The 22,536-nt window shown below is 73.0% G+C and carries 13 protein-coding genes; 2 read left to right on the top strand and 11 right to left on the bottom strand.

The window, feature by feature from the left end; all coding sequences use genetic code 11:
• Positions 1 to 177 precede the first annotated feature (177 nt).
• The 7 genes from ACGFQC_RS31120 to ACGFQC_RS31090 form a co-directional block, all read right to left on the bottom strand.
• Positions 178 to 891: a hypothetical protein gene (locus tag ACGFQC_RS31120; protein WP_363092015.1), complete on the bottom strand. Its 714-nt coding sequence runs from the start codon at positions 889 to 891 to the stop codon at positions 178 to 180.
• 47 nt (positions 892 to 938) lie between these two features.
• A complete protein-coding gene (locus ACGFQC_RS31115) occupies positions 939 to 3,131 on the bottom strand; it encodes a glycoside hydrolase N-terminal domain-containing protein (protein WP_363092013.1) in 2,193 nt (730 codons plus the stop codon).
• Entirely contained in the window at positions 3,128 to 5,095 is a 1,968-nt protein-coding gene (locus tag ACGFQC_RS31110; RefSeq protein WP_363092012.1) for a beta-galactosidase, read from the bottom strand. Before ACGFQC_RS31110 ends, ACGFQC_RS31115 begins: the two co-directional genes overlap by 4 nt.
• The gene (locus ACGFQC_RS31105) at positions 5,095 to 7,308 is read right to left on the bottom strand and encodes a 1,4-beta-glucanase (protein ID WP_363092011.1); all 2,214 of its coding nucleotides are present in this window, start codon (positions 7,306 to 7,308) and stop codon (positions 5,095 to 5,097) included. Before ACGFQC_RS31105 ends, ACGFQC_RS31110 begins: the two co-directional genes overlap by 1 nt.
• Positions 7,309 to 7,438: 130 nt before the next feature.
• Complete coding sequence (locus ACGFQC_RS31100) at positions 7,439 to 8,401, bottom strand: carbohydrate ABC transporter permease (protein WP_393288981.1); 963 nt, start codon at positions 8,399 to 8,401, stop codon at positions 7,439 to 7,441.
• Positions 8,398 to 9,432: an ABC transporter permease subunit gene (locus ACGFQC_RS31095; RefSeq protein WP_363092010.1), complete on the bottom strand. Its 1,035-nt coding sequence runs from the start codon at positions 9,430 to 9,432 to the stop codon at positions 8,398 to 8,400. The genes ACGFQC_RS31100 and ACGFQC_RS31095 overlap by 4 nt, the downstream gene beginning before the upstream one ends.
• A gap of 26 nt (positions 9,433 to 9,458) precedes the next feature.
• Positions 9,459 to 11,150 (bottom strand): extracellular solute-binding protein, encoded by a 1,692-nt coding sequence (locus ACGFQC_RS31090; protein ID WP_363092009.1) that lies wholly within the window; start codon positions 11,148 to 11,150, stop codon positions 9,459 to 9,461.
• A 383-nt stretch (positions 11,151 to 11,533) separates the two neighbouring features.
• Between ACGFQC_RS31090 and ACGFQC_RS31085 the strand changes: the two genes are divergently transcribed.
• The gene (locus tag ACGFQC_RS31085) at positions 11,534 to 14,404 is read left to right on the top strand and encodes a glycoside hydrolase family 3 C-terminal domain-containing protein (protein ID WP_363092008.1); all 2,871 of its coding nucleotides are present in this window, start codon (positions 11,534 to 11,536) and stop codon (positions 14,402 to 14,404) included.
• A 57-nt stretch (positions 14,405 to 14,461) separates the two neighbouring features.
• Here ACGFQC_RS31085 and ACGFQC_RS31080 read toward each other — a convergent pair whose 3' ends face one another.
• The 4 genes from ACGFQC_RS31080 to gabT all read right to left on the bottom strand — a co-directional run bounded on the left by ACGFQC_RS31080 (position 14,462) and on the right by gabT (position 19,774).
• Positions 14,462 to 15,907: an aldehyde dehydrogenase family protein gene (locus tag ACGFQC_RS31080; RefSeq protein WP_363092007.1), complete on the bottom strand. Its 1,446-nt coding sequence runs from the start codon at positions 15,905 to 15,907 to the stop codon at positions 14,462 to 14,464.
• A 173-nt stretch (positions 15,908 to 16,080) separates the two neighbouring features.
• Positions 16,081 to 16,749 (bottom strand): phosphatase PAP2 family protein, encoded by a 669-nt coding sequence (locus ACGFQC_RS31075; RefSeq protein WP_363092006.1) that lies wholly within the window; start codon positions 16,747 to 16,749, stop codon positions 16,081 to 16,083.
• 13 nt (positions 16,750 to 16,762) lie between these two features.
• Complete coding sequence (locus ACGFQC_RS31070; protein ID WP_363092005.1) at positions 16,763 to 17,635, bottom strand: alpha/beta hydrolase; 873 nt, start codon at positions 17,633 to 17,635, stop codon at positions 16,763 to 16,765.
• Between the two features lie 804 nt (positions 17,636 to 18,439).
• On the bottom strand, positions 18,440 to 19,774 hold the full coding sequence (gene gabT / locus ACGFQC_RS31065; RefSeq protein ID WP_363092004.1) for a 4-aminobutyrate--2-oxoglutarate transaminase: 1,335 nt from the start codon (positions 19,772 to 19,774) through the stop codon (positions 18,440 to 18,442).
• Positions 19,775 to 20,042: 268 nt separating this feature from the next.
• Between gabT and ACGFQC_RS31060 the strand changes: the two genes are divergently transcribed.
• Positions 20,043 to 22,505: an ATP/GTP-binding protein gene (locus ACGFQC_RS31060; RefSeq protein WP_363092003.1), complete on the top strand. Its 2,463-nt coding sequence runs from the start codon at positions 20,043 to 20,045 to the stop codon at positions 22,503 to 22,505.
• The last annotated feature ends 31 nt before the right edge of the window (positions 22,506 to 22,536 follow it).

Raw genomic sequence — 22,536 nt, 5'->3', positions numbered from 1 at the left:
GCAGGGTTCCGGGGTGTGCGGGGGGCTGGGGGGGGGGGGGCCGGGGGGGTGTTAGCGGGGGGGCACAACCACGCGGGGGCCCGGGGCCCGCGGCCGGGGGGGGGGGGGGGGGCGCCCCCCGCCGCACCGGCGGGGGCGGGGCCGCTCACGCGTGCCGTGCGGCCCCGCCCCGTACGGTCAACTGCTGCTGACGGTGAGGTTGTTGGTCTGGAAGTTCAGGCCGCCCGAGGACGAGGTGATCTCGAAGCCGAACTGGACGTCGCCGATCGTCTCGTTGCCCATCCAGCCCTTGGTGTCCTTGATCCACTTGAGGATGGGCAGGATGTTCACGGTGCCGGACGAGGAGTTCGAGGTGCGGATGAAGGAGAACACCTCGTTGGCACCGTTGCTGCCCTTGTAGACGGTCCAGGTGTGACCGCCCAGCGTCACGGTGCCCTGCGAGGTGCCGAGAGGGCCGACGGCGCCGGTCTTGTTGACCCAGAGCATGATCTCGTAGTCGTAGTCGGTGTCCCAGATGTCGTACGAGGAGTTGTGGGCGCCGGACGACGGGACGGTGACGTTGTAGCTGCTGGTGAGGGAGGCCAGCGAGGTGATCGTCTTGTTGATCACCTTCTTGGCGTTCGGGTAGGACTTGATGCCGCCGGTGTTCGGGTGGTCGGCCCAGACGCCCCAGTTGGTCCCGGAGTTGGCCCAGACGCACTGGCTGCCGGCGCCGGAGCCCCAGATGTTGTTGTAGAGGGTGTAGCCGTTGAGGCTGGTGTTGCCCCACTGGTCGCAGGAGTTCCAGACGGCCGCCTGGGCGGGGGCGGCGGCGAGGCCGACGGTGGCGCCGAGCGCCAGGGCGGGGGCGAGCAGGGCCTTGGTGACCCTGCCGATGATGCGAGGTGCCATGGTGTCCCTTCCATGGGTGGGGGGATGCGGGGGGGATGTGCGGGGAGCTACCACGTCCCCAGGGTGAGGACGTGGTCTTCTCCGGCGACGAGGTCGAGCGGCTCCGTGCCGGAGGAAGTCCGGACTTCGATGCGGTGCGTGCGGTGCGGTCGCAGGACGGCGCGGGCTCCGCCGGGACCCCAGGCGAGGTCGAGGACGGCGCCGAACCGGGTGCGCACGCCCCGCAGTTCGCCCGCCGGGAGGGCGGGGACGGGGGCGGGCAGCAGGACCAGCCGGTCGGGGGTCGACTGGACGAGCGCCTCGATGACGACGGCGGGCAGGGTGTGGGCGGCGTCCGCGTTGTAGACGTCGCGGCGGGGGTAGTGGGCGCTCATCAGGGAGACGTGGAAGAAGTCGCCCTCCAGCACCCGGGCGAGCGCCTCGCCGACGCGCCGGCCGTCGCGCAGCCGGGCCGCGATCAGCGCGTGGTGGAGGTGGCCGTGCGCGGAGTCGTTCTCGGCGCCGCGCAGTTCGAGCGCGCGGTGGGCGGCGGCCGCGAGCGCGGGCGTGTCGTAGGGGTTGATCTCGTCGAGGGGCCAGACGGCGTACAGGTGGCTGAGGTGGCGGTGGTCGTAGGTGTCGCCGAGGCCGGGCCAGGCCCATTCGGCGAGGGCGCCGTCGGCGTTGGTCCGGTGCGGCGGGAGCCGGTCGGCGAGGGCCCGCAGGCGGGCCGCGTCCTGCGGGTGGTAGGCGGCGGCGGTGCGCAGGGCGTGCCGGGCGGCGGAGAGGTCCATGGCCGCGTTGACCGCGCCCCAGCTCCCGCCCGCGGGCCGGTTCTCCGGTGAGTAGGACGGGACGACGACGAGGTGTCCGTCGGCGTCGGTGCGGGTGAGGAAGTCCTCGTAGAACAGGGCGGTCTCGGCGAGCGCGGCGGCGGTGCGGGGGTCGTGTCCGCCATGGGTCTCGTCGTGGTCGACGAGCGGCTTGAGCAGCCAGTCGGCGCCGGCCGTCCACAGGTGGAGCGGGTACTCACGGCTGAAGTGGTAGGTCAGTCCCGACTCGCCGTCGGTGTGCGGCGGGGCGACGGTCCCCCGGGCGCCGAAGATCGCGCGGGCGTTCTCCCGCCAGTCGTCCCGCTGGCGGTGGACGAGGGCGGCGAGGGCCTCGGTGACCTCGGGCAGGGCGGCGGCCGCCGCCGACGCCGTCTGGAGGTTGAGGTTGGCGTCGGTGGTGAACGCGCCGGCCCAGGCCGTGTCCCAGTCGCCGGTCCACAGGCCGGTGAGGCGGGGCGGGAGGAGGCCGCTGGCGCTGAGGAGGTGGTAGCGGCCGGCCGCGAAGAGCCGTTCCAGGAGCGCCGTGCCGCCGGGGCGCCCGAGCAGCTCCGAGCCGGGCAGGGCGCGTTCGGCCGGGTCGGCGGCGAGGTCGAGGACGACCCGCTCGTAGGCGGTGCGGTGGAGTGCCGTGTGGCGGTCGAGGAGGTCGTCGTACGTGCGTCCGGCGAGGACGGCGCGCAGGGCGCGGGTCTCCTCGGTGACGTCGAGGTCGCCGGTGTGGCGGCGGACCCGGGTGAGGAGCAGGACGGAGTCGGCGCCCTCGACGCGGGCGCCGGGGGCGGCGAGGGAGAGCCGGCCGCCGGTCACCACGACGAGGGTGACGCCGGTGTACGCGCGGTCGCTGTCCGGGTAGCGGGCGCGGAGGCTGAGGACGGCGCCCTCCGGGGTGAGGAGCGCGCCGTGGCCCACGCCCAGGCGTGCGGGCGCGTTCGGGAGCCGGTGGTCCAGGGTGATGTCGAGGGTGAGGGCCGGGGCGGTGATGTGCTGGACGACGACGTCGTCCGCGCGGGAGACGAGGACGCGGCTGGTCCAGTCGGCGGTGGCGGCGGTGACCTCGCCGGTGCGGAAGTCGACGTCACGGCGGTAGTCGCGGGCGTCGGCGTCCGGTCGCCGGAGCCTGATCTGGAACGCGGGGTGGAAGGGCTGCACCCACTGCAGGGGCCGTCCGTCGGTGAAGTCCTCGGCCGCCGTGAGGTCCCCGGCGAGCAGCCGGTCCTGGAGGGCGGGGAGTTCGGCGGCGAGTCGCGGGGGTTCGGCGTGTTCGGCGCCGTTGGGGCGGACGAGGGTGTGGTGGGTGACGACGACGCGGTCGTCGTCCGGATCGCCGAACACGAGGGCGCCGTGGTGGCCGTTGCCGCTGAGGAAGCCGTCCTCCCAGCGGGCGGCCGGGCGCGGCTCCCAGGTGCCGTGGACGGGGCCGGCGGTCATGACGAGAGCACCGCGACGCCGTGGCGGCCGAGGGTGATCCGGTCCGTCACCTCGGCGTCGGTCAGGAGGTCCCGGTGGGTGCCCGGCACGTCGACGGTCACGGCCTCGCGCCCGTGGTTGAGCAGGAACAGCAGGTCACCGCGGCGGACGGCCTCGACCCGGGCGGGCAGGCCGGCGAGCACCGGGGTGGCCCCCGCGCCGGCCGCGATCCGGGCGAGCAGTTCGCGCAGGGAGTCGGGTTCGGGAAGCGTCGAGACGTACCAGGCGCGGTCCTTGCGGAGCACGGCGGGCAGGCCGTCGAGGTCCCCGCCCCGGTAGGAGGCCTCCGCCACGGCGTCGTCGGTCCTCTCGATCTCCTCCGACCACAGGGTGCCGCGGAAGCCGTCGCACACGGCGTGCTCCCCGGGGTCCAGCGGCCACCACTCGTGCAGGGTGCGGATGCCGAACAGCTCGCGCAGCCGGGCGTCCATGCCGCCGGGGCGGATCCGGTCGTCCTCGTCGGCGACGCCGGTCAGGAAGCCGCTGACGAGGGTGCCGCCGCCGCGGACGTAGGCGAGGAGGTTGTCGATCGCGGTGTCGGTGAGGAGGTACAGCTGCGGGACGACGACCAGCCTGTACCCGCCGAGGTCGTGTTCGGGGTGGGCGAAGTCGGTGGTGAGGTGGGACTCCCACAGGGCGCGGTGCCAGGCGTGCAGGACGGCCGCGTGCTCGACGTGCGCGGAGGGCCGGGCCTCCTGGGAACTCGCCCACCAGGCGTGCCAGTCGTGCAGGACCGCGATGTCGTTGGCACTGTGCCGGCCGGTCACCCGGGCGGAGATCCTGGCGAGGTCGGCGCCGAGCCGCTTGACCTCCTGGTAGGTGCGGCCCTCCTCCCCCGCGTGGCCGACCATGCCGGAGTGGAACTTCTCCGCGCCCTGGCGGGACTGGCGCCACTGGAAGTAGCAGACGGCGTCGGCGCCGCGGGCCACGGCCTGCAGGGACCACAGGCGGTTGAGGCCGCGCGGCTTGGGGTGGTTCACCCCGCGCCAGTTGACGGGTCCGGCCGCCTGTTCCATCAGCATCCAGGGGCCGCGGGCCTGCGAGCGGGTCATGTCCTGGACGAGGGCGCCGTGCTGGGCGCCGAGCGGGTCGCGCGGGTCGGGGTAGAGGTCGACGGAGACGACGTCCTCCTCCGCCGCCCAGCGCCAGGCGTCCTGGCCGGCCCACAGCGGCATGAAGTTGCTGGTCACGGGGAGGTGCGGGGTGGCCCGGCGGACGATGTCCCGTTCGGCGGTGAAGCACTCCAGGAGCATGTCGGAGGTGAAGCGCTTGAAGTCCAGCACCTGGGTGGGGTTCTTCAGGTAGTGGGCGTGGCGGGGGGTGTGGACCTCGGCCCAGTCGCCGTAGCCCTGGCTCCAGAAGGCGGTTCCCCAGGCCTCGTTGAGGGCGTCGAGGGTGCCGTACCGGGCCTGGAGCCAGCGGCGGAAGCGGGCGGCGGCCTCGTCGCCCCAGTCGTAGGTGCAGTACTCGTTGTTGATGTGCCACATGGTCAGGGCCGGGTGGCCGCCGTAGCGGCCGGCGAGGTCCTCGGTGACGGCGGCGGCGAGGCGGCGGTAGGTGGCGCTGGAGTGCGAGAAGTGCTGGCGTCCGCCCCACCACTCGGTGCGCCCGTCCTGGTCGACGGGGAGCGTGTCCGGGTGGAGGTGGCCCATCCAGGGCGGCGGCGAGGCGGTCGGGGTGGCCAGGACGACCCCGACGCCGTGCTCGTGCATCAGGTCCATGAGCCGGTCGAGCCAGCCGAACTCCCTGGCTCCGGGGCGGGGTTCGAGCTTCGCCCAGGAGAAGACGCCGAGGGTGACGGAGTTGACGCCGGCGTCCTTCATCAGCCGGACGTCCTCCTGCCACGTCTCCTCGGGCCACTGCTCGGGGTTGTAGTCGCCGCCGAAGAGGATGCGGCCGTTCGTCACCGTGTCCAGGCCGGGCATCAGACGGGCTCCCCGTACTGGATGCCGCGCCCGTTGGTGGCGAGGTAGACCCGGCCGTACACCCGCGGGTCGCCGGTGATCGTCTCGCCGGTCCAGCCCCACTGGTGGGCGTCGTCGTTGATCCGCACCCAGCTCCCCGCCTCGTCGTCGGAGCGGTACACGGCGGTGATCGTCTCTATGGCTCCGACCAGGTAGAGCGCCGGGTAGGCGGCGCCGCGGGCCGCCCTGCCGAAGCCGAGGGTGTACGAGGACCGGGGGCCGGCGACCTTCGAGAAGGCCGCACCGCCGTCCGTGGACCGGTACAGCCCGTTCCCCTTGGTGCTCAGCCACAGGTCGCCGGACCGGCCGGGCGCCGCCACCAGCTCGAACTGGCTGTCGCCCGAGGGCAGTCCGGTGGCGCGCGCGGTGAAGGTCAGGCCGCCGTCGGTGCTGGCGAAGAGCGTCCCGGTGCCGGTGTCGTACGCGTAGAAGCGGGTGGGGTCGGCCGGGTCGGCGACCGGCGTGGCGCCCTTGGGGAAGGAGGGGACCTCCGACCAGGTGGCGCCGTTGTCGGTGGAGCGGTGGGCCGGGTACCTGGTGCCGTCCCAGTGCACGAACACCCACAGCAGCACGCTGCCGTCGGTGTTGACGGCGATCGGCCCCGGCGCGTCCTTGCCGAGGGCGGGCTGGGCCGCGAAGGGCGTCCAGGTGCGCCCGCCGTCGTCGGAGCGGGCGCCGTTGCCGTGGTCGCCCCAGCCGGTGCGCACGACGTACGACGGTCTGGCCGCGGCCATCGCCAGTCCCGTGGCCGTGCCGGTCACGGGGTTCGTGGCCATGCCGCGGGAGGGCGAGGCGGTGAGCCTGTCGTGGTACAGCACGCCGATGTCCCCGGAGCCGCTGATCAGGTGCGCCCGCCCGGCCGGGGGCGAGATCAGGTGGCGCACGGACGTCTCCTCCAGGCCGCGGATCCGCGGGGCCCAGTGCTTCAGGTCCCGGGTGCCGTAGAGGGTCGCGCCGGTGCCGTACACGACGTGCCGCGAGTCGTACGGGTCGACGGCGACGGCCTGGATCCACCAGCCGAACTTGGGCCCCTCCTCACCCCACCTGAGGTAGGGGGTCTCCGACACGTCGAGGACGGCGGTGTCCTTGAGGGAGGTCCAGGTGCGGCCGCCGTCGGTGCTGCGGTACAGGGTGTCGACGGCCGCCCAGCGGTTGTTGGTGGAGACGACGACGGTGCCGGGGCGGCGGGCGTCCACGGCGGCCCCGCCGTAGCCGAAGCGGTCGGCCGAACCGTCGCTCGTGGTGCCGCCGGGCTTCACCGGGGTGACCTCGGTCCAACGGCCGCTCGCCGTGGCCAGCTTGTGCACGCTGCCGTCGGACTGCCCGTTGGGTCCGGGGGCGTCGGCGTACGTCACGTACAGCTCACGCGCGTGCCGGTCGTACGCGGCCCGGACCGGGACCTTCGCGGCGGTGCCGGCGGGCTGTCCGGGGACGGGCTCCCAGGTGGTGCCGTCGGCGGTCCTGAACAGGTTCGCCGAGGTGCCGTCGGAGTCGCCCCAGCCGGCGTAGAGAGTGCGGCCGGCCGCGACGAGCAGGGTGACGCCCTGCCCGGTGGGGCTCGCGGTCGCCGGGAAGGCGTCCGCCGCCTTCCAGGTGGCGCCCCGGTCCGTGGACTTCAGGAGTCCGTCGTGCCGGGTCCCCAGCCAGAGGGTGTCGCTGTCGCGCGGGTCCACCAGGAGGCGCTCGCCCGTGCCCCGGCCGTCCTCGTTGGCACCGAGCTTCACGGTGAGGTCGGTGCGCGTCCAGGTGGCGCCGCGGTCCTCGGAGCGCAGGACCGCGCCGTTGCCGGCCCAGGACTGGGCGTAGGTGCCGAGTGCCAGGTAGAGGCGGTCGGGGTGCGCCGGGTCGACGGCGAGGGCCTCCACGCCGAGGAGGTTCCAGTCGTCCCAGCCGAGGTGGTCGGTGAGGGGGGTCCAGCGGGCGGTGCGGTCGTCCCACCGGTAGGCGCCGCCGATGTCGGTGCGGGCGTAGGCGAGGCCGCGGACGGACGGGTGGAAGAGAACGCCGGTGACGAATCCGGTGCCGCCGATGACGGCGGTGCGCCAGCGGTAGGTCGGGGTGGCGGTGGCTTCGGCGCCGTACGCACGACCCTGGAGCACGGGGACTGCGGTGAGCGCGGCGGCGGCCGCGGTCCCGGCGAGAACGGCACGCCTACTCAAACCGGACGCGTACATGACACATACCTCGTTCTGCGAAAGGGGAGTGGGGGGACCTGTCCAGGGGCGCGGGGAACTGCGCGACCGGCCACGACGGACCCGCCGCCGGGAACCCACGGAAGCTCCCACCCACGCACCCGCCCGGGCTTCAGCCCTTGACCGCGCCGGTCAGCATGCCCTTCTTGAAGTGTCGCTGCACGAACGGCGAGAGCACCGCGACCGGCAGCAGGGCCAGCACCATCACGGCCATCTGCACGGCGAGCGGATGGAGTTGACCGGTGTTGATCTGAGTGGCCAGTCCGATCGGCCGTTCCTGCTTCTGGACGAGCTGGATCATGACGTTCTGCAGCGGCATCATGTCCTGGTCGCTCAGATAGATCGACGCGTTGAACCAGGCGCTCCAGTACCCGACCGCGTAGAAGAGCCCGATCACCGCGAGCACTGCCCGCGACAACGGCATGACGATCTTCCAGAGGATCCGCCAGTCCCCGGCCCCGTCGATACGGGCGCTGTCGATGAGCTCCGGCGAGATGCCCATGAAGAACGAGCGCAGGACCAGGATGTTGAAGACGCTCACGGCACTGGGCAGGATCAGCGCGAGGTAGGTGTCGGTCAGCCCGAGTCCCTGCACCAGCAGGTACGTCGGAATGAGGCCTGCGCCGAAGAACATGGTGGCGAGGAGCAGCATCAGGAACCAGCGGTGACCGAGAGAGCCGACCCGCGAGAGGCCGTAGGCGCACAGGACGGACACCGTCATGCTGAACAGCGTGCCGAACAGGGTCACGCCCAAGCTGACCAGGGCGGCGCGCTGGACCTGACCGCCGCTGAGGAGTTCCTGGTAGGCGACGAAGGTGATGTCCTTGGGGATCACCACCAGGCCGCCGGTCGCGTCGATGGTCTTCTTCGACGAGAGGCTGGTGACGATGACGATCCACAGCGGGAAGATGATCGCGAAGCAGGCCAGGGTGAGGACGATCCCCTTGCCGGCGAGGCCCGCCTTCGAGGGCTCTTCCTCCCAGGCCGGCCGCTCCGGGGCCGCCCACCGGCTCGGCTTGGACGCGGCCCGGCCGGGCGCGGCGGGCGTGTCGGGCTGGTCGATGACAGCGCTCACTTCTTGTACACCCCCTGCTCACCCATGAGATGGGCGACCTTGTTCGCGGTCAGCACGAGGGCCAGACCGACCACGCCCTTGATCAGGCCGGCGGCGGCGGCGTAGCTGAAGTCCTGGTTGCGGATGCCGTTCCACCACACGTAGGTGTCGAGGACCTCGGAGGCACCCGGGCCCACCGAGTCGCGTTGGAGCAGGAGTTGCTCGAACCCGACCGTGAGGGCGTCACCGACGCGCAGCACCAGCAGCAGGGCGATCACCGGGCGCAGTGCGGGAAGCGTGATGTGCCACATGCGGCGCCAGCGTCCGGCGCCGTCCATCGCGGCGGCCTCGTACAGGTCGTTGGAGACGGCGGAGAGCGCGGCGAGGAAGACGATGATGCCCCAGCCGGCGTCCTTCCAGACGCCCTCGGCGGTCACCAGGAACTTGAAGATCCCCGGGTCGGTCATCAGGTCGAAGCCGTTGTGGCCGTGCTGGCGCAGAGTCTGCGCGATGATGCCGGCGCCGCCGAAGATCTGCTGGAAGACGGTGACGACCAGCACCCACGAGAAGAAGTGGGGCAGGTACATGATCGCCTGGGCGACCGCCCGGACCCGGGGCCTGATCACGCTGTTGATGACCAGGGCGAGCAGGATCGGGATGGGGAAGAACAGCACGAGCTGGAGTGAGAACAGCACGAGTGTGTTCTGCACGGCGTGCCAGAAGCCGGAGTCCTGGAAGATCCGCTCGAACTGCTCGAAGCCGACCCAGGGGCTCTCGAACATGGCGATGAAGCCGTTGTCGCTGAGGTACGGGTCGTAGTCCTGGAACGCGACCACATTGCCGAAGATCGGAATGTAGTTGAAGACGAGTAGCAGCAGGATGGCCGGCAGGGTCATCAGGATCAGCGTGCGGTCGCGTCTGAACCTGAGCCGGATGCTCAGCTTCCCCGAGGGCTGCTCGCCCTGGGGCCCGGTGGCGCCGCCGGACGCCACCGCGGTCTCCTCGTCGGTCTTCGCCTCGGCCCTGGACCGAGGCACCGTGCTATGGGACACGGCTTTCTCCTTGCCTCAGCCCTGGGTCAGTTGGCCGCGGAGCCGTTGTCGTCGAGCAGCTTCTTGTACCAGTCGCGCAGCCCGTCGCCGCCCTTGGACTTCCAGTCGGCCACGGCCTGCTGGACGTCGCTGATCTTCTTGCGGCCACGGACGACGTCGTCCTCCAGCTGCTCGAAGTCGTTGGCGAGGTTGGTGAAGCGATTCGGCTCGGTGATGGTCAGGCCGTAGAAGGAGGACTTCTTGGTGAAGGCTCCCATGCGCTGCTGCCACTCGACCTGGAGCTTGGCGATCTCGGGGAGGTCGGGGTGGGCGAGGTAGGAGGCCGGGTCGCCGGTGTAGTCGTAGGCGCCGAAGACCTCGTTGTTGCCCTGGGTGGTCTTCGTGGGCAGGCCGTCCTTCAGCGTGTAGTCGGTGCCCTCGACGCCGTAGACGCTGAGCATGTACTCCTTGGTGCCGTACGGCGCGGCGCAGAAGTTGGCGAGCGCCAGGAAGTCCTTGATCTGCTGCTTGGACGCCTTCTTGTTGACGAAGGTGAAGATGCCCGCGGGCTGCGTCGCCCACAGCGTGGGGTCGCCGCCGTCGGGGGCGAAGATGTCGAACGCGCCCATCTCGAAGCCGGTCTTCTGGATGCGCTGTTCGGCCGTCGAGGCGTACCAGTAGGAGATGTCGCCGTTGAAGACGAGGGACTGGCCAGCGGTGAAGCGGTTGGACGCGTCGCCCTTGACGGCCCTGGCGTCGGGGTGGACCACGTCGGCCGAGTAGAGCTTGCGCATCCACTCCAGGGCTTCGAGGTACTCGTCGGTCTCGACGCGGTTGACGAGCTTGCCGTCCCTGAGGTCCCACCACAGCGCCTTGTCGCTGCCGTTGAGGACGCCGTAGATGTTGAAGGCGGTCCACTTCAGGTCGTCGCAGGCCCACACCTTCGCCCTGGCGTCGGTGGCCTCCTTCGCCCAGGCCAGGAACTCCTCGGCGGTCTTGGGGAGTTCGTAGCCCTTCGCGTCGAAGATGTCCTTGCGGTAGAAGGGCACGATGTTCGTGACGTACGAGGCGGGCATCGGGATGGCGCGCAGCTGGCCGCCGAAGATGGAGCGCTGCCAGGCGTCGGTCGGCACCGCCGCGAGGTTCGGATACGCCTTGACCTTGTCACCGGACAGGTAGGGACCGAGGTCGGCGAACTTGGCGTTGATGGCGCTGGGTATCTTGCCGTTCAGGTTCCAGCCCGGGACGACCACCACGTCCGGGAGGTCGCTGGAGGCGAGGACGGCGCCCAGCTTCTCGTCGTAGGTGTTGCCGTCCTGGTTCTGCCAGGTGACCTTGACGCCGACGGCCTCGTTCACGGCCGTGTAGTACGGGTTGTCGTTGGAGGGCGGGCTGCCCCACATCGGCGCCATGATCTTCAGCCGGCTGCCGCCGCCGAGCTTCTTCGGTACCGAGGTCTTCAGGGCGTCCAGGTCGATCGGCTTGGTGAAGCCGGCCGACGAGCCGTTCTTCGAGGGGATGTCCGGCACGACGACGCTGGACGCCACGAACGTCGGGAGGAGCTTCTCGGCCGCCTTCCCGGAGGTCGTGCCGTCCTTGCTCCCTTCCTGCCCTCCGCCGCAGGCGGCGAGCAGCGGCACCCCTCCGGCCACCGCTGCGGTGGCGACCGCCGTGGAGGCGAGGAAGCTTCTCCGGCTGGGCCCGGAAGAACCGGAGGAGGAAGCGGCGTTCGGCGTCATTGCGTCAACCCTTCATGGCGCACCAGGACACCCGGCGGTGGCCGTCGGCTGCGGTGTCTCGAGTGGAACTGGCTGAGCTGAAGCGCCCCGGTCCCCGGTCATCGGAGGTCTGTCCGCCTGACGGCGGTGGCTCCGCACTGTCGAGGGATCGTCGAAGCGCTTCGATGTTGCAGTGAGGTTAAGTGAAGGCATGGGGGTGCACAAGGGTGGCTCCCAAGATTCCTCGGACCTGTTCGGGATTGCTCCACGCTCATACCCGACTTGAAATGACGACCACGAGTCCCCGTCGTTACCGCAGGGTCCCTTGACACCCACCCCCGGGCCGAATGAGCATCGAAGCGCTTCGAAAGCGTCTTCCCGCTCCACCGCAAAGGGAACCCCACGTGACCGCATCCACGCCGCCCGCCCCGCCGTTCCGCGATTCGCGCCTGCCGTTCGCGAAGCGCATCGACGATCTGCTGTCGCGACTGACCCTCGAGGAGAAGATCTCCTTCCTGCACCAGTTCGCACCCGCCGTGGAACGGCTGGGCGTCGGGGCGTTCCGCACCGGCCAGGAGGCGCTGCACGGGGTGGCGTGGATGGGCCCGGCGACGGTGTTCCCGCAGGCCGTGGGGCTGGGCGCGACCTGGAACCCGGAGCTGGTGCGGCGGGTGGGCGAGGCGGTGTCCAGGGAGGTCCGCGCGATGCGCGCCCGTGACGAGCGGGTCGGCCTCAACGTCTGGGCGCCCACGGTGAACCTGCTGCGCCACCCCCTGTGGGGCCGGGGCGAGGAGGGCTACTCCGAGGACCCGAGGCTCACCTCCGCCATCGCCACCGCCTACACGCACGGTCTGCGCGGCGAACATCCGACCTACTGGCGCACGGCCCCGGTGCTCAAGCACTGGCTGGCCCACAACAACGAGACCGGCCGGGACGTCACCTCCTCCTCGGTCCGCCCGCGCGTGCTGCACGAGTACGACCTGCGGGCCTTCCGCGACACGGTCGAGGCGGGCGCGGTGGCCGGGGTGATGCCCGCGTACAACCTGGTCAACGGGCGTCCCAACCACGTGTCGCCGTATCTGCGCGAGCAGCTGCGGGCGTGGACCGAGCAGGAGCTGCTGGTCTGCTCGGACGCGGGCGCGCCCTCCAACCTGGTCGACTCCGAGCACTACTTCGACACCCACGAGGAGGCGACGGCGGCCTCGCTGACCGCCGGCGTGGACAGCTTCACCGACCACGGCACCGACGGCTCGAAGATCGTCGAGCGGGTCACGGGGGCGTACGAGCGGGGGCTGCTGACCGAGGCGGACATCGACGCGGCGGTCCGCCGCCAGCTCTCGGTGCGGTTCCGGCTGGGCGAGTTCGACCCGCACCACGACCCGCACGCGGGCACCGGCGCGTTCGACACCCCGGCCCACCGCGCCCTCGCCCTGGAGGCCGCAGAACAGGCGGTGGTGCTGCTGCGCAACGACGGGGTGCTGCCGCTGGCCGCGGACACCCGGATCGCGGTGGTCGGCCTGCTCGCCGACGAGTGCAAGCTCGACTGGTACAGCGGCACCCTGATCCACCGCTCCACTCCCCTGGAGGGGCTGTACGAGCGGTTCGGCACGGAGCGGGTGGAGTTCGCGGAGGGCGTGGACCGGGTCCTGCTGCGGACCGCCGCCGGAACGTTCCTCAAGGTGCCGCCGGCCCCCGAGGCCCCCGAGGCCCCCGACGGGGCGCGCGGCGCCGAGGGCGCCCTGGACCCGGCGCTGCTCGCGGGCCGCACCGACCTCCCCCCGCTCACCACCGACCCCGACGGCACCGAGTTCGCCCTGGTCGACTGGGGCGAGGACGTGCTCACCCTGCGCGCCCCCGACGGCCGCTACCTCTCGGTCGCCGAGGACGGCTTCCTGCGCGCCTCCGCGGAGCAGCCCGGCGGCTGGGTGGTGCAGGAGACGTTCCGCCTGGAACCCCATGGCGACGGTCACCTCCTGCGGCATCTCGGCACGGGTCGCCACGTCCGGGTCGCCGCCGACGGCGTGAAGGTTGCCGACGTCGCCGACGGGGATCCCGAGGTGTTCGGTCTGGTCGTCACCGAGCACGGCGCGGAGGCGGTGGCGCGGGCGGCGGCCGGGGCGGACGTGGTCGTGGTGGTGGCGGGCAACGACCCGCACATCAACGGCCGCGAGACCGAGGACCGCACGACCCTGCGGCTGCCCGGCCAGCAGGAGCGGCTGCTGGAGGCCGCCCGGAGCGCGAACCCGCGGACGGTGCTGGCGCTGGTGTCGGCGTACCCGTACGCGATCGAGCCGGAGCACCTGTCCGCGGTGCTGTGGACGGCGCACGGCGGGCAGGCGGCGGGCACCGCCCTGGCCCGGGTGCTGGCCGGTGACGTCTCCCCCGCCGGCCGGCTCCCGCAGACCTGGTACGCCGACGACGCGGACCTGCCCGACCTGCTGGACTACGACGTGATCGGCGCCCGCCAGACCTACCTCTACTTCGAGGGCGATCCCCTCTTCCCGTTCGGGCACGGCCTGTCGTACGCCTCGTTCGGGTACGACGGCCTGGCGGTGCGGGTCGGGGAGGACTCGGTGCGGGTCTCCTTCACGGTGACCAACACCGGCGGGGTGACCGCCGACGAGGTCGCCCAGCTCTACGGGCGGGCGGTGGACCCGTCGGTCCCCCGTCCCCGGCGTGAGCTGCTGGCCCACCACCGGGTCACGCTGGCGCCCGGCGCCCGGACGGAACTGTCCTTCGAGGTGGCGCTGTCCGCCTTCGCGTTCTGGGACGTGGCGCGGGGCGGCTGGCGCCTCGAACCGGGGGCGTACGACCTGCTGGTCGGTGCGTCCAGCGAGGACGTGCGGCTGCGGACGACGGTGACGCTGGACGGCGACGCGGCCGCCCCCCGTCCGGTCCTGCGCGACGGTCTGGCCGCCGTCGACTTCGACGAGCACAGCGGCGCGGAGATCGTGGACCGGACGAAGGTGTCGGGCGACGCGGTGACCCCCGCGACGGGCGGCAGGGCCGAACTGCTCTACCGGGCCTGCGACTTCGGCGCCGGTGTCACGGGGGTCACGCTGGAGGTGGCGGGCGGGGGCACGGTGGAGATCGCGGCGGCCGACGGACCGCCGGTGACCCTGGCCCTGGGCACACCCACGCCGGGACCGTACGCCTACACCACGCTGGACGCCCCCTTCACCGCCGCGGGCGTCCGCGACCTGCGCATCAGGCTGCGCGGCCCGTTGCGGCTCGCGCTCGTCGGCTTCTCCGGTCGAGGGTCCGGGGACGGCTGACGCGACGAAGGGGCCCGGCGCCGACGGGGATCGGTGCCGGGCCCCTTCCGAGACATGTCAGAGGGCGAGACCGGTGAGGACCAGCACGCGCTCGTAGGTGTAGTCGTCCATCGCGAACCGCACGCCCTCGCGGCCCACGCCGGACTGCTTGGCGCCGCCGTACGGCATCTGGTCGGCGCGGTAGGAGGGCACGTCGCCGATGATCACGCCGCCGACCTCCAGGGCCCGGTGGGCACGGAAGGCGGCCTGGAGGTCGTGCGTGAACACGCCCGCCTGGAGGCCGTACTTGGAGTCGTTGACGGCGGCGAAGGCCTCGGCCTCACCGTCCACCTTCGTCACCGTGAGGACCGGTCCGAAGACCTCCTCGCGGGCGAGGGTGGTGTCCGCCGGTACGTCGGTGAGGACGGTCGGCGCGTAGGAGGCGCCCTCGCGCTTGCCGCCGGCGAGGAGGGCGGCGCCCGCCGCGACCGCCTCGTCGACCCAGGTCTCGACGCGCTTGGCCGCGTCCTCGCTGACCAGCGGGCCGACGTCGGTGCGGTCGTCGGAGGGGTCGCCGGTGACCTGGGCCTCGACGGCGGCGACGATGCGCGGCAGCAGCCGGTCGTACACGGAGGCGTCGGCGATGACCCGCTGCACCGAGATGCAGGACTGGCCGCCCTGGTAGTTGGAGAAGGTGGCGATGCGGGTGGCCGCCCGGTCGAGGTCGGCGTCGCTCGCGAAGTCGCCGAGGACGACGGCCGCGCCGTTGCCGCCCAGCTCCAGGGTGCAGTGCTTGCGCGGCACCGAGTCCATGATCGCGTAGCCGACCTTCTCGGAGCCGGTGAAGGAGATCACCGGCAGCCGCTCGTCCTGGACGAGGGCGGGCATGCGGTCGTTGGAGACCGGCAGGATGCTCCACGAGCCGGCGGGCAGGCCGGTCTCGGCGAGCAGCTCACCGAGGATCAGGCCGGAGAGCGGGGTGGCCGGGGCCGGCTTCAGGATGATCGGCGCACCGGCCGCGACGGCCGGGGCGACCTTGTGAGCGCACAGGTTCAGCGGGAAGTTGAACGGCGCGATGCCGAGCACGACCCCCTTGGGGAAGCGCCGGGTCAGGGCCAGCCGGCCCTGGCCGCCGGCGTCGGTGTCGAGCCGCTGGGCCTCGCCGCCGTTGAACCGGCGGGCCTCCTCGGCGGCGAACCGGAACACGGACACCGCCCGGCCGACCTCGCCGCGCGCCCACTTGATCGGCTTGCCGTTCTCGCCGGAGATCAGCTGGGCGATCTCCTCGGTGCGCTCGGCGAGCCGCTTGCCGACGTGGTCGAGGGCGGCGGCGCGGACGTGCGCCGGGGTGGCGGCGAACTCGTCCCGCACGGCGTACGCGGCGGCCACGGCCTCCTCGACCTGCGCGTCGGTCGGCACGCTGACACTGCCGACGAGACGGCCGTCCCACGGGGAGGTGACGTCGAAGCTGTCCTCGCCGGTGACCTGGCGGCCGGCGAGCCAGAAGGCGTGGGTGGAGGTCATATGGGTCCCGGCCCTTCCGCGTAGTGGGGTGTGCTGGCTTTTCCTGGTCCACGGTAGGGGCGCGGGGCCGGAGGGTCGCTTGTCCGACTCGTAGTGGTGGGGGCCGGGGATGCGCCGCTTTGGCGGGGTCGGCCGCGGGCCGGCCATGAGCCGGCCCGCGGTCCTGCGGCGGCTCACCGCCCGAGCCGCCGCAGGACCAGCCACAGCGCCCCCAGCAGCAGCACGCCCAGGCACCAGCTCGCCGCCACGTCCAGGGGCCAGTGATAGCCGCGCCGCACCAGGCCGAAGGAGACGGCCGCGACCAGGACGACGGCCGTGGCGGCGGCCGCCCGGCGGGCGGTCCGGGAGCCGAGCCGGGGCAGCAGGACGAGCACGGCCGCACCGTAGGCCACGGCCGCCGTCGCGGTGTGGCCGGAGGGGTAGTAGCCGGTGGCCGGCGGCACGGCGGGCGTGCCCGGCCGGTCCGTCCACTCCTTCAGCGGTACGACGATCAGCGGCACCAACGCCATCAGCGCCGCCCCGGCGAGGGAGGGCAGCCACCACCGCACCACGCCCGCGGCCCGCGCCCGCCCGGCGGCGTAACCGGCGACCAGCACGAGCACCGGCACCGCGACCTGCACGTTGCCCAGATCGGCCAGCAGTTCGGCGCCCCGGTCGGGGTGCACGAGAGCCCGGCTCAGGCGCGCGTCCAGGTCCAGCAGCGGTCCCTCGGCGGCGACCTGCCAGGTGATCAGGACGAGCAGCAGGGCGGGCGGACCGAACAGCAGCGTGCCCCGGGCGGCGCGTCCGGGGACCGGTGGCGCCGCGGCGCCCTCGGCCTCCGGGTGGGAGCGGGTCGACATGGGACCCAGCTTGTCAGGAACGGGTGTGCTCCAGGATCGCGGCGGCCAGCGGGGCGTGTACCGCGGGCGGCAGGGCGTGTCCCATACCGGGGATCTCCACGAGGCGGGCGCCCCGGATCACCTGCGCGAGGTGCTGCGGGTGCGGTGGCGGGAAGACCGGCTCGGCCGGGGCGGAGACCACCAGGGTGGGCACCTCGGTGCCGGCGAGTCGCCCGGTGCGGTCCATGCCGGAGGCGTCGGCCCGGCCGTGCGCGGTGTTGATGCGGTGATGCCCGGTGTGCTTGATGATCCCGCGCTCGAAGGCGCGGGTACGGGCGGCGTCGAAGGGGAGGACGTCGCCGCTCAGCAACCGCCAGTGCTCGACCCTCCGGTCCAGCTCGTCCTCCAGGGACAGGTCGGGCGGCACGGGCCGGGCCCACAGCTCCAGCACCCGCGGGTCGATCCCGGGCAGTTCCTCGACGGGCACCGCCACACCGTCCGGCCGTACGTACGGCGTGGAGCTGAGCGCCTGGGTGCCCATCAGGGTCGCGGTGTGCAGCCGGTCGGGGTGGTCGGCGAGCAGCAGTTGGGCGAGCATCCCGCCCAGAGAGAGGCCGACCACGTGGGCCCGCTCGACGGCGAGGGCGTCGAGGACCGTCACGGCGTCGGCCGCGAGCGTGGTGATCGGGTACGGGTGCTCGTCGAACGCCCACGTGGAGCGGCCGGTGTCGCGGTGGTCGTAGCGGATGACGCGGTGGCGGGCGGCGAGCAGGTCCACGAACGGGTCGGGCCAGCCGGCCCCGGGGGCCTGGGCGCCCATGATCAGCAGCAGCGGGGGCGCGTCGGCGGGGCCGCGCTCCTCCACCCAGAGGCGGATGCCGGGGGCGGCGTCGACGTAGCGGTGCATGAGGGCCTCCTGGCGCGATACGAGACGAGACGTACCGTATCGCATGTGGTCGAAAAAGAAGACCCCGGCGTGAACCGGGGTCCGTGGGCAGTGGCCTGTTTCCGAGAAGCCTCTGTCCGAGAAGGAGGTCGGCCGCCCCGGGAACCGGGGGGATGGTTCCGGGGCGGCCGTCCGGATCGGGATGCCGCGCGCCCCGGGGGGTCTGGGGCGGGCGGCCGTCCGATCGGTGAGGAGATCCGGAACGGAAGGCTCCGGTCGTGTGCGCGAAGCGCGACCAGGTCGAAGCTGGGGAGGCCCCGTCCTGGGTTCGCCCACAGTCCCCTGTGGGCGGGGTGCATCTCTCATCTGGGAAGAACCTACGGCAGGGACCGGCGGGACGACAGACGGATCCCCCTCCCGCCATCCACCCCGCACACCTTCTTCACACGCTCTGCCCGGCCCGGAATTCCGTGGCTCCCGGACCGGACGCACAGGGCCCGCTCGGACACGGGCGACGGCCCTCCCGGACGGGGGGGCCACGACCCTCCCGGACCGGAGGCGACGGCCCTCCCGGACCGGGGGCGAGGACTCCTCCCGACCGGAGGCGACGGCCCTCCCGGACCGGGGGCGAGGACTCCTCCCGACCGGAGGCCACGACCCTCCCGGACCGAGGGCGAGGACTCCTCCCGACCGGAGGCCACGACCCTCCCGGACCGAGGGCGACGACTCCTCCCGACCGGAGGCCACGACCCTCCCGGACCGAGGGCGACGACTCCCCCTCCGAGCAGAGGCGACAGCACTCCCGGACCGAGGGCCACGGCCCGCTCAGACGCCGGCGAAGGCCTGCTCGATGATGTCGAGGCCCTCGTTCAGCAGGTCCTCGCCGATCACCAGCGGCGGCAGGAAACGCAGCACGTTGCCGTAGGTGCCGCAGGTCAGGACCAGCAGGCCCTCCTGGTGGCAGGCCTTGGCGAGCGCGGCGGTCGCCTCGGGGTTCGGCTCCTTCGTGGTGCGGTCCTTGACCAGCTCGACGGCGATCATCGCGCCGCGGCCGCGCACGTCGCCGATGATGTCGAACTTCTCCTGCATGGCGGTCAGACGGCCCTTCATGACCTCCTCGATCCGCTTCGCCCTCGCGTTGAGGTCCAGCTCCTTCATCGTCTCGATGGAGCCGAGCGCGCCGGCGCAGGCGACCGGGTTGCCGCCGTAGGTGCCGCCGAGGCCGCCCGCGTGGGCGGCGTCCATGATCTCCGCGCGGCCGGTGACGGCGGCGAGCGGCAGACCGCCCGCGATGCCCTTGGCGGTCGTGATCAGGTCCGGGACGATGCCCTCGTCCTCGCAGGCGAACCACTGGCCGGTGCGGCAGAAGCCCGACTGGATCTCGTCGGCGACGAAGACGATGCCGTTGTCGGCGGCGAACTGGCGGATCGCGGGCAGGAAGCCCTTCGCCGGCTCGATGAAACCGCCCTCGCCGAGCACCGGCTCGATGATGATCGCGGCCACGTTGTCCGCGCCGACCTGCTTGGAGATCTGGTCGATGGCCTGCGCGGCGGCCTCGGGGCCGGCGTTCTCGGCACCGGTCGGCCAGCGGTAGCCGTAGGCCACCGGCACCCGGTAGACCTCGGGGGCGAACGGGCCGAAGCCGTTCTTGTACGGCATGTTCTTGGACGTCAGCGCCATCGTCAGGTTCGTCCGGCCGTGGTAGCCGTGGTCGAAGACGACGACCGCCTGGCGCCCGGTGTGGACGCGGGCGATCTTGACGGCGTTCTCGACGGCCTCGGCACCGCTGTTGAACAGCGCGGACTTCTTGGCGTGGTCGCCCGGGGTCAGTTCAGCGAGGGCCTCGGCGACCTCGACGTAGCCCTCGTAGGGGGTGACCATGAAACAGGTGTGGGTGAAGTCGGCGAGCTGCGCGGCGGCCCGGCGCACGACGGCCTCGGCGGAGGCGCCGACGCTGGTCACCGCGATGCCGGAGCCGAAGTCGATCAGACGGTTGCCGTCGACGTCCTCGATGATGCCGCCGCCCGCGCGCGCCGTGAACACCGGCAGCACAGAGCCCACGCCCTGCGCGACCGCGGCGACGCGGCGGGCCTGAAGCTCCTGCGACTTCGGGCCGGGGATGGCGGTGACGACGCGGCGCTCCTGCGGAAGTGCGGTCATGGGTGGCTCCCTGATGATCTTGCGTACCGGGCGTACCGGGGTGCGTCTCCACGGACGCACAGGTCCTTTTCTCGCAGGTTAGGCCGGGGAAGAGGGTGCGGGCATGCTCCATGTGGGCGTTGTCGGGGGCGTCCGTTGTCCGTCGTGGACATAGCCGCTCGGTGGTCCGCCGCCGGCGCCCGGCCGCGTAAGCGGTGAACTCCCCAGGCGGGGGCGTTAGATTGACTCGGCGAGGGTGGACGGAGCGGCCGGTCAGGGGGCAGGGGCGATGGACAGCGACGGGACGCAGGACGCGCGGGGCACGCACGCGGATCCCGTGCCGCGCCCGGCGGTGCCGCCGGAGCGCCCCGCCGGCCCTCCCGGTGTGCCGCCCCGGCCGGGCGAGGTGCCGCCGCTGCCCGCAGGTGTTCCGCCCCGGCCGGCCGGTGAGCCGTCGGTGCCGCACGTCGGCGGGCCGGGCGCCCGCGCTTCCTCCGCGGTCGCGGCGTGGCTGAACGAGCCCCGCGCCGCCGCCCGGCCGGGCGTCTGGCGGTTCGGGTACCGGCTGCCGAAGGGCGCGCGGCAGACCGAGCGGCTCGCGCCCGTCACCGTCGTCGGCCTGCTCATCCCGCTGGTGGTGGCGCTGGTGCTGTGGTCGATGTGGCGCCGGGGCGGCCTGCCGTACCAGTTCGCGCCGTTGCGGCTGTTCACCCCGGACGACTGGTGGTGGGGCGGCACGCTCGCCTCCCCGAGGACCATGGAGGGCGCCGAGGCCCGCGTGGTGTACGACGGCGTCTTCTTCGCCGCCCTGGTGTACGCCATGGGGCGGCTGGGCAGCTGGCCCGACGTCGTACGCCACTTCGTCGGCCGCCGGCCGCAGCCCGCGCGGGCGCTGCTCGGGCTGCTGGGCGCCCTGGCCGCGCTGAGCTTCGTGTTCCCGGACGCCTTCCCGGGAGTGGGCTGGGACCCGCTGCCCGTCGTCGACCCGCTGTTCTCCCTCATCGCCCTGATCGCCGGCGGCTACGACCTGTTCGCCTCCCGGCTGTTCACCGACACGCTGTACACCGTGGTCACCCTGCTCGTGGTGTGGCCGTTCGCGGTGGTCGGCGGCTGGTGGCCGTACCTGAGGAAGCGGCTCGCCGCCCGGCGCGCGGCCGCCGGTCCCCGGACGCCCGTTCCCGTCGAGCGGCCGCGCGCCGAGTGGCCGCAGCTGCGGGACGCCGGGCAGCACGAGGCCGCCGACGTGCTGACCGCCGAGGTCGCGGCCGGGCGGATGAACGACGTCGACTGCGCACGTGTCACCCGCGCGTGGACGACGGGCCGTGCGGACTTCCGCGAGACCGTGCTGCGGCAGGCCGGGGCCGCCTGGACCCACCCCTCCGGCTCCCGCGACCTGCCGCGGCGCACCGGGCGCCACGACCTGCTCGCGCACCAGGTGCGCATCGGGCGGTGGGTGGCCGCCGAACGCGCCCCGGCGGCCTACCACGACGCGGGCGCCGCGCTCGGCCCGGACGTGCTGGGCACCTCGCTGCTCGCGGTCGGCCCGTCCGGCTCGGGCAAGACGCGGACGCTGGTGGAGCCGGTCGTCGAGGCGCTGGCCCTCCAGGCGCTCACCGGGTCGTGCGCGTTCGTCGCCGTCTCCTCGGCCGGGAGCCCGCTCGCCTCCGACTCCGCGTTCGACGTGATCGTCCGGATCGGGGACCCCGCGTCGGTGCACGACCTCGACCCGTACGCCGGGTCCGACGACGCCGACGAGGCCGCCGCCGTCCTCGCCGAGGCGCTGGTGGGCGACCTCGACACGGTGGGCGCCCAGGGCGCGGCCACCGCCCTCGCCCAGCTCCTCGGTCCCTACCGGGCCGTGCACGGCCGCTTCCCCGCGCTGCCGGTCCTGCGCGAGCTGCTGGAGGGCGGGCCGGCGGCGCTGTCGGCGCTGCGCGAGGCCGTGGCCGGGGACGAGGTCATGCGCCGCGAGCTGGACGCGCGCGTCCGGCAGGCGGGCGCGCCCGGCGACCCGGGCCGGGCCCTCGCCGACCGGCTGGCGCTGCTGAACCGGCCGGTCTTCACCGGGTTCCTCGGCGGGAACGGCGGTGCCGGCGGGGAACCGGGCGGACCGCACCGGGCGTTCTCCCTGCGGGCCGTCGCCCACCATCCGCTGCGGGTGCGCGTGGATCTGCCCGAGCGCGGCCACGAGGAGGCCGGCCGGCTGATCACCCGGCTGGTCCTCGCCCAGTTCCACACGGTCGTGCGGGAGGCGGGGCGCACGCACTTCGCCGCCCTGGTCCTGGACGACGCGACGGGCGCGGTGACCGCCGGGTCGGTGCGCCGGATCCAGCGGCTGCGCTCGCAGAACGCGGGCGTGCTGCTGTCGCTGCGCACGGTCGCCGACGTGCCCGAGGCCCTGCACGGCCCGCTGTACGGGGCCGTCGGCTGCCGGATGGCGTTCTGCGGGATCACCACCTGGGACGGCAGCCGGTTCGCGCAGACCTGGGGCACCGAGTGGGTGGAGACGACGGAGGTCGCCAAGCACACCGTCTTCGCCGACCAGCCGATGACCCGGGCCCTGCACGCCCTGCGGAAGCTGGTCACCGGCAGGGCCGTGACCACGGACGCGGTGACCGTGCGCCAGGTGGAGCGGGAGCGGTGGTCGGCGTCGCAGCTGGCGCACGAGGTCCCGCCGGGGCACGCGGTGCTGTCCCTGACCACCGTCGGGGGTGAGCACGCGCCGCCGCTGCTGGTGGATCTGCGCGGCTGAGCGGGTCTCCGGGGCCGAGCGGGTCCGCGGC

This window comes from Streptomyces sp. NPDC048734, from assembly GCF_043198675.1.
In the GTDB taxonomy this organism is placed as follows: domain Bacteria; phylum Actinomycetota; class Actinomycetes; order Streptomycetales; family Streptomycetaceae; genus Streptomyces.
Note: the sequence above shows the minus strand (reverse complement) of the source record. Positions and strands in the feature narration are given on the sequence as shown.

Excerpts from the sequence above, each read along its gene's own strand:
- gabT (WP_363092004.1), bottom strand. The coding sequence starts at position 19,774 with ATGACCGCACTTCCGCAGGAGCGCCGCGTCGTCACCGCCATCCCCGGC.
- ACGFQC_RS31080 (WP_363092007.1), bottom strand. The coding sequence starts at position 15,907 with ATGACCTCCACCCACGCCTTCTGGCTCGCCGGCCGCCAGGTCACCGGC.
- ACGFQC_RS31075 (WP_363092006.1), bottom strand. The coding sequence starts at position 16,749 with ATGTCGACCCGCTCCCACCCGGAGGCCGAGGGCGCCGCGGCGCCACCG.
- ACGFQC_RS31120 (WP_363092015.1), bottom strand. The coding sequence starts at position 891 with ATGGCACCTCGCATCATCGGCAGGGTCACCAAGGCCCTGCTCGCCCCC.
- ACGFQC_RS31110 (WP_363092012.1), bottom strand. The coding sequence starts at position 5,095 with ATGCCCGGCCTGGACACGGTGACGAACGGCCGCATCCTCTTCGGCGGC.
- ACGFQC_RS31090 (WP_363092009.1), bottom strand. The coding sequence starts at position 11,150 with ATGACGCCGAACGCCGCTTCCTCCTCCGGTTCTTCCGGGCCCAGCCGG.
- ACGFQC_RS31115 (WP_363092013.1), bottom strand. The coding sequence starts at position 3,131 with ATGACCGCCGGCCCCGTCCACGGCACCTGGGAGCCGCGCCCGGCCGCC.
- ACGFQC_RS31105 (WP_363092011.1), bottom strand. The coding sequence starts at position 7,308 with ATGTACGCGTCCGGTTTGAGTAGGCGTGCCGTTCTCGCCGGGACCGCG.
- ACGFQC_RS31070 (WP_363092005.1), bottom strand. The coding sequence starts at position 17,635 with ATGCACCGCTACGTCGACGCCGCCCCCGGCATCCGCCTCTGGGTGGAG.
- ACGFQC_RS31060 (WP_363092003.1), top strand. The coding sequence starts at position 20,043 with ATGGACAGCGACGGGACGCAGGACGCGCGGGGCACGCACGCGGATCCC.